The organism is Sulfitobacter sp. PS-8MA (assembly GCF_040933935.1).
Taxonomy (GTDB): domain Bacteria; phylum Pseudomonadota; class Alphaproteobacteria; order Rhodobacterales; family Rhodobacteraceae; genus Sulfitobacter.
The window spans coordinates 102,267-115,209 of the sequence record NZ_JBFQYJ010000004.1 but is presented as its reverse complement, the minus strand read 5'-3'; the positions used below and the strand labels follow the sequence as shown (position 1 = coordinate 115,209).

The 12,943-nt window shown below is 62.6% G+C and carries 11 protein-coding genes; 3 read left to right on the top strand and 8 right to left on the bottom strand.

All coding sequences use genetic code 11. The features are described from left to right. Nucleotides 1-63: 63 nt before the first annotated feature. The 4 genes from AB4M76_RS02400 to AB4M76_RS02385 all read right to left on the bottom strand — a co-directional run bounded on the left by AB4M76_RS02400 (nt 64) and on the right by AB4M76_RS02385 (nt 3,612). Nucleotides 64-1,245, bottom strand: coding sequence for an aromatic amino acid transaminase (locus AB4M76_RS02400; RefSeq protein ID WP_368440212.1), 1,182 nt, complete (start codon nt 1,243-1,245; stop codon nt 64-66). Between the two features lie 33 nt (nt 1,246-1,278). Beyond that, nucleotides 1,279-2,133: a 3-mercaptopyruvate sulfurtransferase gene (sseA, locus tag AB4M76_RS02395; RefSeq protein ID WP_368440211.1), complete on the bottom strand. Its 855-nt coding sequence runs from the start codon at nt 2,131-2,133 to the stop codon at nt 1,279-1,281. 124 nt (nt 2,134-2,257) lie between these two features. Further along, entirely contained in the window at nt 2,258-2,746 is a 489-nt protein-coding gene (smpB, locus tag AB4M76_RS02390) for an SsrA-binding protein SmpB (protein WP_368440210.1), read from the bottom strand. Nucleotides 2,747-2,793: 47 nt separating this feature from the next. Next, nucleotides 2,794-3,612, bottom strand: a complete 819-nt coding sequence (locus AB4M76_RS02385) for a sulfotransferase family protein (RefSeq protein WP_368440209.1) — start codon at nt 3,610-3,612, stop codon at nt 2,794-2,796. A gap of 158 nt (nt 3,613-3,770) precedes the next feature. Here AB4M76_RS02385 and AB4M76_RS02380 point away from each other — a divergent pair, with 158 nt between their 5' ends. Continuing rightward, nucleotides 3,771-5,348 (top strand): DUF5928 domain-containing protein, encoded by a 1,578-nt coding sequence (locus tag AB4M76_RS02380; RefSeq protein ID WP_368440208.1) that lies wholly within the window; start codon nt 3,771-3,773, stop codon nt 5,346-5,348. A 114-nt stretch (nt 5,349-5,462) separates the two neighbouring features. Continuing rightward, a complete protein-coding gene (locus AB4M76_RS02375; protein ID WP_368440207.1) occupies nt 5,463-5,993 on the top strand; it encodes a PepSY domain-containing protein in 531 nt (176 codons plus the stop codon). Nucleotides 5,994-6,038: 45 nt separating this feature from the next. Here the strand turns inward: AB4M76_RS02375 and AB4M76_RS02370 are convergent, their stop codons facing one another. From AB4M76_RS02370 to AB4M76_RS02355, 4 genes are all read right to left on the bottom strand, one after another. Next, nucleotides 6,039-7,022, bottom strand: a complete 984-nt coding sequence (locus AB4M76_RS02370) for a PAS domain S-box protein (protein WP_368440206.1) — start codon at nt 7,020-7,022, stop codon at nt 6,039-6,041. Nucleotides 7,023-7,229: 207 nt separating this feature from the next. Next, on the bottom strand, nt 7,230-9,740 hold the full coding sequence (locus AB4M76_RS02365; protein ID WP_368440205.1) for a cation:proton antiporter: 2,511 nt from the start codon (nt 9,738-9,740) through the stop codon (nt 7,230-7,232). Nucleotides 9,741-9,814: 74 nt separating this feature from the next. Continuing rightward, complete coding sequence (locus AB4M76_RS02360) at nt 9,815-10,444, bottom strand: DUF1523 family protein (RefSeq protein WP_368440204.1); 630 nt, start codon at nt 10,442-10,444, stop codon at nt 9,815-9,817. Nucleotides 10,445-10,571: 127 nt separating this feature from the next. Beyond that, complete coding sequence (locus tag AB4M76_RS02355; protein WP_368440203.1) at nt 10,572-11,360, bottom strand: alpha/beta hydrolase; 789 nt, start codon at nt 11,358-11,360, stop codon at nt 10,572-10,574. Between the two features lie 92 nt (nt 11,361-11,452). Between AB4M76_RS02355 and AB4M76_RS02350 the strand changes: the two genes are divergently transcribed. Beyond that, nucleotides 11,453-12,928, top strand: a complete 1,476-nt coding sequence (locus AB4M76_RS02350; protein WP_368440202.1) for an NAD-dependent succinate-semialdehyde dehydrogenase — start codon at nt 11,453-11,455, stop codon at nt 12,926-12,928. Nucleotides 12,929-12,943 lie beyond the last annotated feature (15 nt).

The window sequence follows — 12,943 nt, the reverse complement described above, 5'->3', positions numbered from 1 at the left end:
GAGCGGCGGGCGTCGCCGCCGCTAAGGGGCGCCCGGCCGCGCGATGGCGCCCGGGCGTTTGGGTCAGATGCCAACGTCAATGATCGCGCGGGCAAGGATCGGCACGCTGTCGCGGTTCAGCCCCGCGATGTTCATGCGGCTGTCGCCGACCATATAGATTCCATGTTTCTCGCGCAGCGCGTCGACCTTGTCTGGCGTGGTGCCAAGCCGCGAGAACATGCCCCGGTGCTGGGCGAGGAAGCCAAAGCGGTCCGAGCCGGAGAGTTTCTGCAATTCGCCCGCCAATTGCTCGCGCAGGCCGAGCATGGCGTTGCGAACGTCTTCCAGCTCGGCCATCCAGTCGGCTTTGAGTTCGTCATCGGTCAGGATGGTCGAGACGATCCGCGCGCCGTGGTCGGGCGGGAAGCTGTAGTTCTGGCGGTTGAGGAAGGCCAGCGTGGCTTGGTTCAGCCCCTGCGCGGCTTCCGAGGTCACCATCATCAGAATGCCGGTGCGCTCGCGGTAGATGCCGAAATTCTTCGAGCAACTTGCCGCGATCAGACATTCGGGCAGTGAAGCGGCCACTTTGCGGGTGGCGGCGGCATCGGCTTCGAGCCCGTCGCCAAAGCCCTGATAGGCGATGTCGATCATCGGCACGGCACCGGTGTTCTGCAGCACTTCGATCACCGCGTCCCACTCACTGCTGTTAAGGTTCGCGCCGGTCGGGTTGTGGCAGCAGCCGTGCAGCAGCACCACATCGCCTTTCTTGGCGGTCTTGAGGTCTTCGATCATCCCGTCAAAGTGCACGCCGCCGGTCTCGCTGTCGAAATAGCGGTAGTTCACCACTTCCATCCCGAGATAGGACAGGATCGACAGGTGGTTCGGCCATGTCGGGTCCGACACGAAGACGCGCGCTTCGGGGTTCGCCATGCGGACCAGTTCAAAGGCCTGCCGCACCGCGCCGGTGCCGCCGGGGGTGGCGGCGGCGGCCACGGAACTGCGCGGCACGGCATCGCCCAGCACAAGGGCGGCCATGGCGTCGGCATAGGCCGGATCACCGGCCAGCCCGGTATAGACCTTGGTGTCCTGGCTTTCCCAGATGCGCTGCTCGGCGGCCTTGACGGCGCGCATCACCGGGGTGTTGCCGCTGGCGTCTTTGTAAACGCCGACGCCAAGGTCGATTTTCGTGTCGCGCGGGTCTTCGCGGTAGGCTTGCACAAGGGCGAGGATCTTGTCTGCCGGTTGGGCCTTGAGCGTCTCGAACATGGGGGTCTCCGGTTGGAAGTGATCTGAAAAAGGTTAGGCCGCGCCGGTGGCGACGGGCACGGTGGGGAACATCCCCCATTCCGCCCAGGAGCCATCATAAAGCGCCCATTTGCGATGCCCCATCCGCTCCAGCGCCAGCGCCAGAACGGCGGCGGTGATGCCAGAGCCGCAGGAGGTGATGACGGGTTTGGCGAGGTCCACGCCCGCCGCTTCGAAAATGGCGCGGGTCTGTTCGGGGGATTTCATCGTCTTGTCGTCATTGAGCAGTTCGGTGAAGGGCACATTGCGCGCGCCGGGGATGTGACCGGCGCGCAGCCCTTCGCGGGGCTCGGGCGCGTCACCGCGGAAGCGGGCGGCCGCGCGGGCGTCGACGATCTGCGGATCGCCGAGTTTCGAGGCATGGGCCACCTGCGTCACATCGCGCACCAGTTGGTTCTGGAAGCGCACGGTCATATGGCGGTCGCGGGGGACGGGCGGCATGTCTTCGGTGGGGCGGCCTTCGGCCTGCCACTTCGGAAAGCCACCATCCAGCACGGCGATATTCTCTTGCCCCATCAGGCGGAACAGCCACCAGACCCGCGCGGCCGACATCAGCCCCGCCCCGTCATAGACCACCACCTGATGCCCATCGCCCACGCCCATGGCGCGCAGGCGGGACATGAATTTCTCAATCGGCGGGGCCATATGCGGCAGGTCCGAGCGTCCGTCCGAAATGTCGTCGATGTCAAAGAACCGTGCCCCGGGGATATGGGCGGCGTCATATTCGGCCTTCGGGTCGCGCCCGGCGTCGGGCAGATACCACGAGGCATCCAAGATGCGCAGGTCGGGGTCTTTCAGGTGCTGAGCCAACCAGTCGGTTGAAACCAATGTCTTGGGATCGTCGGCCATTGGGGCCTCCTTCGTCGCGGGCGTTGTCCCTGACTATAACCGGCGGGGGGTGCTGGCAAGTGGAAGGGGGGCGAGAGGGGTGAGGAGGGCCAGCGCCTTCGGCTCGTTTCGGGCCTGCGCCCCTTTAGCCGTGATCCTTCAGCAACCGCTGCTTCTGGCGCGACCAATCGCGCTTGGCCGCTGTCTCGCGCTTGTCATGCAGCTTTTTGCCCTTGGCCACGCCGATCTTGATCTTCGCCATGCCGCGATGATTGAAATACATCACCAGCGGCACCAGCGTCATGCCCTTGCGCTGCGTCGCGTTCCACAGGTCGGCCAGTTCCTTGCGGCTGACCAGCAGCTTCCGGCGGCGGCGTTCCTCATGCTGAAAGGTCGTGGCCTGTTTATAGGGTGCCACATAGGAGTTCACCAGCCACAGTTCGCCATCCTCCACCGCGGCATAGCTCTCGGCGATATTCGCCCCGCCCTGGCGCAGGGATTTCACTTCCGAGCCTTCAAGGACGATGCCGCATTCGATGTCTTCAGAGATCGCGTAGTCAAACCGCGCGCGGCGGTTTTCGGCGATCACCTTGTAATTCGGATCGGATTTGGAACTGGATTTGACCTGTGACATGGCAAAACATGTAGAGCGCCGCCCGCCCCGGCGCAAGATGCCGCTGTTCAGTCGCCGAGCTTGGCATGCACCTCGTCGAGATCGATCTCTCCGACGGGCATTTTATTGGCCGGATTGTCGAAGTCATATTTGAACAGATCAAAGTCGCGCTTGTAGATCTCGCGCATCAGATGCATCGACAGATCGTCGAAGTAATCCGCCACCGGATGCGCGCGTTTGGGCCCATGGCCCTCGCTTTCGTTGAAGCGGGGGATCGCGGCCAGATCGACCCGGTGCGGCGTCTCGACCGTATCCAGCACCTTTTGCATCCCGTCGTTGAACTGTTCCGTCCAGAAGATCTGGTCGTATCTGCCGCCGTTGATGATGAAGGTGCTGACATGGCCCGAGACCGCCGACCAGTGAATGTCCGGGTCCATCGGCCGCCGCCAGCGGATGGTGTCGCGCGCGAAAAGCAAGAAGCGCCGGAAGCTGGCGATCTGGTCGAACGCCTGCTTGCCGTCCTCGCCGCCCACGTCGATCCCGTATTTCTGCACCAACAGCGGGACCAGATTGCCGCGATAGCGCCGTCCATTGCGCTGGATGCCGCAGATCTTGTCAAAGAAGGAGGAGAGGATACGGGTATAGGGGTTGCGCACGCAGGTGAAGGCCAGCGACTTATGCCCGGTCACATTCTCGGTGATCGGCCCCTGCGAGCCATCCAGCGCCCATTTGTGAATGCCATCCTTGGCATCGTGAATGTCGCCGTCGAAAAACGTGCCGTGGTCGGAATAATACATGATCTGACCGATCGTCGAACAGGCGCATTTGGGCACCACCCGGTACACCATGCTTTCACTTTCCGTCATCCATGTTCCGGGAAAACCCATGCTCCTATGCCTCCTGCTGGCGCTGACTGTTTTAAGCAACAGTCTGGCGCTGCCGCAAAAAAGCAAAGATAGGCTGTTTATTCAATCTGTCTTCACGATTAACTAGATAAACGGTCCGGTATCATGGGCCACATGTGAAAGGGCTGTCGGTATCCTGCATGGCTAAAATCGCCTATCTTCTGCTGTGCCACAAAGATCCGGAGGCCATCATTCGGCAGGCCGAGCGGCTGACGGCGGTGGGCGATTTCATGGCGATCCATTTTGATGGCTCGGCCGATCCCGCGGCTTACCGCCAGATCACCAGCGCTCTTGCGGACAATCCCAATGTCACCTTCGCGCGCAAACGCATCCGCTGCGGCTGGGGCGAGTGGTCTTTGGTGGAGGCAACTCTGCACACCCTGCGCGCCGCCGTGGAGGACTTCCCCCGCGCCACGCATTTCTACATGCTGTCGGGCGATTGCATGGCGATCAAATCGGCGGAATATGTGCATCAGTTCTTGGATGAGCACGACCGGGATTTCATCGAAAGCGTGGACTATTTCAAGAGCGATTGGATCAAGACCGGCTGGAAGGAAGAGCGGCTGATCTACCGCCATTGGTTCAATGAGCGGACCCAGCGAAAGCTGTTCTATGCCATGTTCAACCTGCAAAAGCGCCTTGGCCTCACCCGTAGCATCCCTGCCGACCTGCAGATTCAAATCGGCAGCCAATGGTGGTGCCTGCGCCGTCGCACGGTCGAATTTCTGCTGGAGTTCGTAAAACAACGCCGCGATGTCATCCGTTTCTTCCGCAGCACCTGGATACCGGATGAGACATTCTTTCAAACGCTGGTGCGCCATCTTGTGCCCGAAGCCGAGATCGAAAACCGCAGTCTCACTTTCCTGATGTTCACCGACTACGGCATGCCGGTGACCTTCTACAACGATCACTATGATCTGCTGCTCAGCCAGAACTATCTGTTCGCGCGCAAGATCAGCCCCGAAGCGGTGGACCTCAAGCGCCGCCTGGGCCTGCTTTATGCCGCGCGGTCGGTGCCCTTCCAGATCAGCAACGAGGGCCGCAGCCTGTTTGATTTCCTGACGGGGCGTGGCCGGATCGGGCGGCGCTTTGCCAACCGGTTCTGGGAGACCGAAGCGACTTTGGGCCGGGAGCGCGAGTTGCTGATCGTGATCTGCAAGAAATGGAACGTGGCGAAACGGGTGCTTGAGCGCATCCGCCAAGTGACCAACCTGCCTGCCGTGGAGTATCTTTTCAGCGAAGAAGACACCCCTTTGCCGGACCTTGGCGGCATTCAGACAACGCTGGAAAAGCGCACGCGGCACCGGCGCGCGGTGCTGCGGATGCTGTTTGACTATTACGAGACCGACCGGCTGATCGTCTGTATCGACCCGGCGAACCTCGATCTTTTGAACGACTTCGCCTCGGACCGGTCGATCACCCGCATGCTGGAGATCGAATGTCGCCTGCCGGACGACTACCTGATCGGCCACGCCATGCGTTCGGGCCTTGCCGGGGATCAGACCTCGCAGGAAACGCTGAACCGGCTCTTGCCGACGATCCGCGGCGCGATGTTGCATGAGACTGACTGCATCAGGGATGCGCAGTTTGAGCATTACAACTGCCTGCGCGAGACGGCGGATCCGGACAGCAATGCCGCTGCCTTGGGTCAGTTCCTGATGATCCCCGAAGAAAAGGCGCGCGAGATCGCGCAGACAGAGCGGCTTTTCGCGGATTGACCGAGGCGCGGTTGGCGCATGGAACGCGCGGTCTTGCTGGGGGTTGTGACAGCAGAGGCCCGCATCCGAACGGGTGCAGCGGCCAGTCTTTCGCGATCAAACAGGAGATCTCCCATGCGACAGCATTTCACAGCCCTCGCCGCCACGCTAATCTTGGCCCCCGCATCGGCCATGGCCCAGGACGCGGCGACCCCGGCGCCTGCGGCCCAAAACGAGCGCGTATCGATGACCCGCGCGATCGAGGCGGCGCAGGCGCAGTTCGACGGCGGCGTGCTTGAGGCTGAGATCGAAACCGAGGATGGCCGGCTGATCTATGAGATCGACATGGTCAGAGGCTCGGATGTCTATGAATTGGCGGTCGATGCGCAGACCGGCGACGTGCTGTCCCAGTCCGAAGAGCGGCTGACCAGCTTTCTGAGCGGGCTTTTCCAAGAGGATGAGCTGCGCGCGGCCGGCGACTCCGGTGACATTCTGATGAAGGCATTGGCCGATCTTGAAGCCACCGGGGTCACGCAGATTGAAGAGCTTTCGCTCGATGAGGAAGACGGGCGGATGGTCTATGAAATCGAATTGACCGATGCCTCCGGCGAGCGTGAAATACTGATCGACGCCGCCACCGGTGAAACCGTGGTCGACGCCGACTAAGGCTTTTCCCAGCCCTGCGGCCCTTCCGTGGCCGCGGGGCTTTTCTCAGGCCTCCAGTCTGGCCAGTTCCAGATCGATCACCGCCCGCATTCCGGTCGGTCTGAAGTCGCGCTTGATCGTCCCGCCCAGCGATGACCGCGCCACATCCTGACACATCTGTGTGCCAAACCCTGTTTTCCGGGCATCGACAGGCTCGATCTCGCAGGTCTCATTCCATTCGATCACCAACCGATCCGCGACCCGCCGGGCGCGAACGTCCAGCGCGCCGTCATGCTGCGAGAAGGCTCCATATTTGGCGGCATTGGTGGCCAATTCATACAGGATCATCGCAAGCGAGGTCAGGGCTTCGGGCGCGATGCAGATCTTATCAATCTTCAATTCGACCCGCTGCGCGGCGGCCAGCGGTTTGACAACCGAACCCAGAAGCTGCTCCAAAGACGTGGGCGAGGTGGTGGCGCCACTGGGGTCAACCACTGCCAAGCGATGCGCCGCAGACAAGGCCATCAGGCGGCAGCGCATTTCACGGGCCAGTTCCTTGGAGGTCTCGACCCCCCGCGCGGTGACGGAAATCAGGCTGCCCGCCACGGCAAAGCAATTGCCGACCCGGTGCCGCATCTCGGCCAGCAGCAGCCGCTGGCGTTCAGCGGCTTCGATCTGCGCAGTGATGTCATGCGCGATTTTCGAGGCGCCGATCACCTCCCCACATGCGTTGCGCACCGGCGAGATCGTCAGGGAAATCGGGACTTCACTGCCATCCTTGCGGCGGCGGATCGTCTCGAACTGTTGGATCCGCTCGCCCCGGCGCAGCCGCGCCATGATCTCGTCCTCCTCATTTCGCCGATCACTGGGGATCAGCATCAAGATCGGCTGGCCTATGGCCTCTGCCGCGCTGTAGCCAAAAAGATGAGTCGCGCCACGGTTCCATGTTTGAATGATGCCATCGAGGTTCTTGGTGATGATTGCGTCATCAGAATTTTCGATGATCGAGGCCAAATATTGGGTGAGATCTGCCGTTTTCTCCGTCTGCAAACTATTCGCGCCCCCGCCTCCAAGTGACACAGTCTTGGCCCCGGATTGCCACGCCCCGGCAACCACAGGACCCACAGGATTGAACCATAGATGCTACCGTGAATAGCGCCGTCAGGCAACGCTATCTGGTTCTGCCAAAAGGTAAGGAAAAGCGGTAAAATGCAGCAAAAGCAACCATAAGAGGATTCCGCTACGCGGCGATCACCGTTACCGGGTTTGGCGTTTTGGCAAGAGGTCCACAGGGTCGATGCCGCGCTTTTCGGCACTGGCCAGCACAGCACGGCGCAGGGCACCGCTGCGGCTTAGCAGGCGTCTGAAACGGTCTTCGTCCAGCACCAGCAGGGTGGTGGGGGCAATGGCGCGCACATCCGCGCGGCGGGCCTTATGGGTCAGGATCGCCATCTGGCCGAACATCTCCCCCCGGCCCAGGCGCCAGGTCTGCCCGGCGGTCTCCAGCTCCACCGCGCCAGAGGCGATGAAAAACACCTGCCGCACCGGGATGTCCTTGCGCAGCACGACGGTTCCGGCATCGACATAGCGGGTGACAAGAGAGCGGCTAAGCCGCCGCAGCGTGCTTTCCTTGAGGTCGGTAAACAGCGGGAACTGGCGGATGAAGGCCCCGCGCTGCACCGCAAGGTCGAGCCGCGGGCGGTCCTCGGCGGCGACGCGGCGGGTGGTGAGATCCTGCATCAGCGCGGTGTAAACCTCCGCCCCGATCAACCCGTCTTCGCGCATGGTGGCATATTCGCGTTCTTCCAGCCGCAGGGCGGTCCGGCGGATAAAGCGGCGTTCCAGCTCTTCCGCATAGCCGGGGTATTGCAGGCGCAGCCCTTCCAGCGCCGTTTCGACAGACTCGATCCTGCGCGACAGGAGTTCATGCAGCAGTTCGGCCACGCGCCGCCCATGGATGCGGCGGATGCGGCCGTCGATAAAGCCGCCGAGGTCTTTCAGGATCAGCCGCTGCGACAGCAGATGTTCAAAACGGTCGGCGGTCATGCGCGCCAGCGGGCCAGAGATGCCATAGCGCCCATGCAGCACCGCCGAGGCGCGAAAGCTGCGCCCATAGGCCACGCTGCGCCGGGCCGCGCGTTGATAGCCGCTGCGGCCCTGGGTGCGGGCGGCTTCGATCAGCCGGTCCGCGTCCGACAGCACCAGATCCGCCATCCGGGCCGAGATTGTCCGCTCGCGCACCCGCGCCAGAATGGTCTCGCGTTCCTGCCCCGCGAGGGCGATGAGCCCCAGAGCAATGCGGTCCCGGTCCAGAATGTCCGACGCATCCTCGGCCGCCTTGACCGCCACTTCCAGCCGCTCGCCAAAGCGTTTGGCCTCGGAACGCACGATGTCATGGTCCAGATCGTAGTTTTCCGTGGTGCGGGCCACATCCTCGCGCACGGTCTGCAGCGAAACCGCCACCACCTGCCGCGACAGGGCATGGTCGATGGGCGACAGTTGATCCAGCCCCAGTTTGCCGATCATCCACCGCAGGGTGGAGCCCTGCACCAAAAGGGTGAACAGGGTGAATCCGGTCGCCAGAATACCCACCAGCCGCTGGATATCAGGCGGCACCCGGGTGCTTTCCGTGACCGCCAACGCCAGCGACAGGGTCACCGCCCCGCGCAGCCCGCCCCAGAGGATGGCCACCCGGTAGCGCCGTTCGACGGAAGGCGAAAGGCGCAGCGCGCTCAGCAAAGGCATCAGGCCGAACAGGATCACCATACGCGCAATGATCGCGGCGACGACGGTGACCGCGATCAGCAGAAAGTCCGACAGTTGGACCTCTTCGAGCAGCCGCGGGATCAACAGGGCGGCGAGGATAAAGATCAACGCCCCGGCCCAATGCGCCAGCACATCCCAAAGCTCGCGCAGGTTGGTCAGGGACTGCGGCGGCAGCCGCCCCGGCGCGGTCAGGTTCAGCGTGAGACCCGCCACCACGACAGCAATCACACCAGAGGCGCCCACGCTTTGTTCCGCGACGATATAGGCCAGATAGGGCAGGGCGACCGAGATCGATTGCTGCGCCAGCTCATGGCGGCTGAACAGCGCCATGACCCAGACCGCGATCCGCGCCCCCAGCCAGCCCACCAGCGCGCCGCCGGCGATCAAGATCGGGAACTGCGCCAGAGCGTTGCCGAGTTTCGGGTCCGGGGTGCCCTGCATCACAAAGGCCATGAACACGCCAAAGAGCGCAATCGCGGCGGCATCGTTGAGTAGGCTTTCGCCCTCGATGATCCGCGCCAACCGCCGCGGGGCCGAGATCGAGCGGAAGATCGACACCACCGCCGAGGGGTCGGTGGTCGAGACAATCGCCCCGATCAACAGACAGGCGGCGAGCGGTATCGCGCTGACCCAAAACAGCGCATAGCCGATGCTCACCGTCGCCACCACCACGGCCACCACCGCCAGCGTCAGGATCGGCACCCAATCGTCCAACATGCGCCGCAGGTTCATCCCCAGCGTGGCCTGAAACAGCAGCGTCGGCAGGAAGACATACAAGAAGACGTTGGAGCGGATCGGAAGTTCGAGAATGGCCGCCGCCGCCGGGTTGAGCGCGTCGGTCAGATTGGTGCGCAGCAGAAAGATCGCGCCGGTGCCGATCAGCATGCCCAGCACCGCAAGGATAACACTGTAAGGCAGTCGCATCCGCGCCGCAAAAGGCTCGGCCACGCCGATGACCAGAAACAGCGAGGCAATGACCGTGGTGACGAGGATAATGTCCATAAGCGGCCTTGATTGGAGTCAAGGGCATTGACTGCCGGGCAAGCGCCCGAGGCACAGCGCGCCTCCTATCATGTTTACTTTCGCGCGCGGCGCTCGGCCCGCCAGCGGGCGAAACGGCCCCGCCGGGCGGCAATGTCATCTTCAAGCGCCTCGATCCGCGGGTCCAGCCGGGCACGGCGGAAGCGACGCCAGCGCACCCAGATCGCATAGACCAGCGCGGCAAAGAGGGTCAGGATGATGATGTTGAGGATCGGCAGCCCCTTGCCCGCCTCCGGCCCCTCGACCGGGCGCAGGGACACGGCATTGGGGTAGATCGACAAAAGCTCACTGCGCCAGCCGTAATGTTTCAGCGCATAATACTGCGGCGCCCCGGTGGTGCTGCGGGCATCTGCCGCTTCGGCCTGAAGGTTGGCCGTGTCGAATTTGAAATAGGGCGGCCAGCCCCAGCCGGTGTCTTCGTTGCGGTAGACCATGACATCGCCCTTGGCGCGGCGGGTCTGGATGAAAAAGACGTCGCGGTTGACCGATTGGCCGGCGCCATCGGTGGCGGAGCCCGACCAGAAGATCGAATTATTGCCAAAGTCGATGCGTTTTTCATAGGTGTCCGTCACCCGCACGATATCGGTCTGCGGCAGGGTATAGTGGAAAAACGCGGCGATCAGCGCCCAGATTGTGATCCAGAATACCCATTTGACGATTCTCATACCCGACCCTTTCCAATAGCTTGCGCGGCCAGCGACGGGCCTTGCCCTTCCGACATAGCGCGTTCGCGGCACTGCGGCAAATGCCGAGCGCTTGGCGCTGCAACTTTTGTCGAGGCTTTGCCCGCGCTTAGCTGCCCAGCAGCGCTTTGGTCAGCGCGCTGTCCGGTTCGGCTAGCGGGTCGATGACATCAAAATGATGTTTGCCCTCCGCCACCACCTGCCGCGCGCCCCAGTTGCGGGCGAATTTCTCGGCTTGCTCCAGAAAGACGGGCCGCTCTTCCGCACCGACCCAGACGGTGACATCGACGCCGTGCGGCGGGGTCATATTGACCGGGCTTTCCGCTTCGGCTTCGGCTTCGTCCAGGCGCAATATATCGTTCATCTCGGTCTGAAGCAGCGGCATCAGGTCCGCCACCGGCGAGATCGGGACGATCCGGGTGATCCGGTCGCGCACCTCGGCGCCCAAGAGCAGCGGATCGGTCATCCGCGCCACCAGATGCCCGCCTGCCGAATGGCCCGACAGAACGATACTGCCCTGGGTGCGGTTGGCGATCTCGGTCAGCGCGGCGGCAATCTGCGTCGAAATCTCGGAAATGCGCACATCGGGGCAGAGGTCATAGGACGGCATCGCCACGGCATAGCCCCGCGCCAGCGGGCCTGCGGCGAGATGCGACCAGTAGTTCTTGTCAAACGCCTTCCAATAGCCGCCATGCACAAAGACCGCCGTGCCGCGCGACACGCCTTCGGGCTGGAAGAGGTCAAACTTCTGCCGGTCAGACGGGCCATAGCGCACATTGCATTGAGCCCGCGCGCCCAGCTGCGCGCGAAACGCCGCCGCCTCCTTTTCCCAACGGGGCGGGAAACTGTCGGCGCCTTCGATGTAGGCGGAATTTTCATAGGCGTCATCAAGCATCATCTGGGTCTCCCAGCCCGGGTTTGATCAAACATTTTCTGGACAATCATACCCGTTGTTGCTTTGGAGACCATAGAGAATAGCGGAGAGATGACATGACTGATGCAAAGACGGACCTGAAATCACTGCTCAAAGACCCCAGTCTGCTGGAAACGCGCGCATATATCGGCGGCGAATGGGTCGATGGCGAGGACGGCACCTTTGACGTGACCAACCCCGCGCGGGGCGATGTCATTGCGCAGGTCGCAGACCTGAGCCGCGCGCAGGTGGCAGGGGCCATCGCGCAGGCGGAAAAGGCGCAGAAGGACTGGGCCGCCTGGACCGGCAAGGAACGCGCCGCCGTGATGCGCAAATGGTTCGATCTGATGATGGAGAACCAAGACGATCTGGGCACCATCCTGACCGCCGAACAGGGCAAGCCGCTGGCCGAGGCCAAGGGCGAAATCGCCTATGGCGCGTCTTTCATCGAGTTCTTTGGCGAAGAGGCCAAGCGGGTCTACGGCGAGATGATCCCCGGCCATCAGCGCGACAAGCGTATCATGGTGCTGAAACAGCCGATTGGCGTGGCGGCCTCGATCACCCCGTGGAACTTCCCCAATGCGATGATTACCCGCAAGGCAGCCCCGGCGCTGGCGGCGGGCTGTTCCTTTGTCGCCCGCCCGGCGGCGGAGACACCGCTCTCGGCCATCGTCATGGGCGTGCTGGCGGAACGTGCGGGCATTCCGGCGGGCGTGTTCAACGTGCTGCCGTCGTCTTCTTCTTCCGCTGTGGGCAAGGAGTTCTGCGAGAACCCTGCCGTGCGCAAGCTGACCTTCACCGGCTCCACCGAAGTCGGGCGCATCCTGCTGAAACAGGCCGCCGATCAGGTGATGAAATGCTCCATGGAGCTGGGCGGCAACGCGCCTTTCATCGTCTTTGACGACGCCGATCTCGATGCGGCGGTCGAAGGTGCCATCATGTGCAAATTCCGCAACAACGGTCAGACCTGCGTCTGTGCCAACCGGATCTATGTGCAGGCCGGCGTCTATGATGACTTCGCGGCCAAGCTGAAGGAGCGGGTGAGCCAAATGAAGGTCGGCGACGGCCTTGAAGACGGCACTGACCTTGGCCCGCTGATCAACCCCGAAGCATCTGACAAGGTGCAAGAGCATATTAAGGACGCGGTTGAAAACGGTGCCAAGATCATTCTGGGCAATGACAAGGACGACATGGGCGGCAACTTCTTTGCCCCGACCATCGTCACCGGCGTGACGCAGGACATGAAGGTCGCGCAAGAGGAAACCTTTGGCCCGCTCGCGCCGCTCTTCAAGTTCGACGATGTGGACGATGTGATCGCCATGGCCAATGACACGATCTTTGGCCTCGCCTCCTATTTCTACGCCAAGGATCTGAGCCGCGTCTACAAAGTGGCCGAGGCGCTGGAATATGGCATTGTGGGCGTGAACACCGGCATCATCTCGACCGAGCTTGCGCCCTTTGGCGGGGTCAAACAATCCGGCCTGGGCCGCGAAGGCTCGCACCACGGGATCGAGGACTATCTCGAAATGAAATACGTCTGCCTCAGCGTCTAAACCGCGTCAGACAGA

Bases quoted from the DNA above. Each gene is read 5' to 3' on its own strand.
- AB4M76_RS02360 (WP_368440204.1), bottom strand. From the start codon at position 10,444: ATGAGAATCGTCAAATGGGTATTCTGGATCACAATCTGGGCGCTGATC.
- AB4M76_RS02365 (WP_368440205.1), bottom strand. From the start codon at position 9,740: ATGGACATTATCCTCGTCACCACGGTCATTGCCTCGCTGTTTCTGGTC.
- sseA (WP_368440211.1), bottom strand. From the start codon at position 2,133: ATGGCCGACGATCCCAAGACATTGGTTTCAACCGACTGGTTGGCTCAG.
- AB4M76_RS02400 (WP_368440212.1), bottom strand. From the start codon at position 1,245: ATGTTCGAGACGCTCAAGGCCCAACCGGCAGACAAGATCCTCGCCCTT.
- AB4M76_RS02385 (WP_368440209.1), bottom strand. From the start codon at position 3,612: ATGGGTTTTCCCGGAACATGGATGACGGAAAGTGAAAGCATGGTGTAC.
- AB4M76_RS02355 (WP_368440203.1), bottom strand. From the start codon at position 11,360: ATGATGCTTGATGACGCCTATGAAAATTCCGCCTACATCGAAGGCGCC.
- AB4M76_RS02380 (WP_368440208.1), top strand. From the start codon at position 3,771: ATGGCTAAAATCGCCTATCTTCTGCTGTGCCACAAAGATCCGGAGGCC.
- AB4M76_RS02350 (WP_368440202.1), top strand. From the start codon at position 11,453: ATGACTGATGCAAAGACGGACCTGAAATCACTGCTCAAAGACCCCAGT.
- AB4M76_RS02375 (WP_368440207.1), top strand. From the start codon at position 5,463: ATGCGACAGCATTTCACAGCCCTCGCCGCCACGCTAATCTTGGCCCCC.
- smpB (WP_368440210.1), bottom strand. From the start codon at position 2,746: ATGTCACAGGTCAAATCCAGTTCCAAATCCGATCCGAATTACAAGGTG.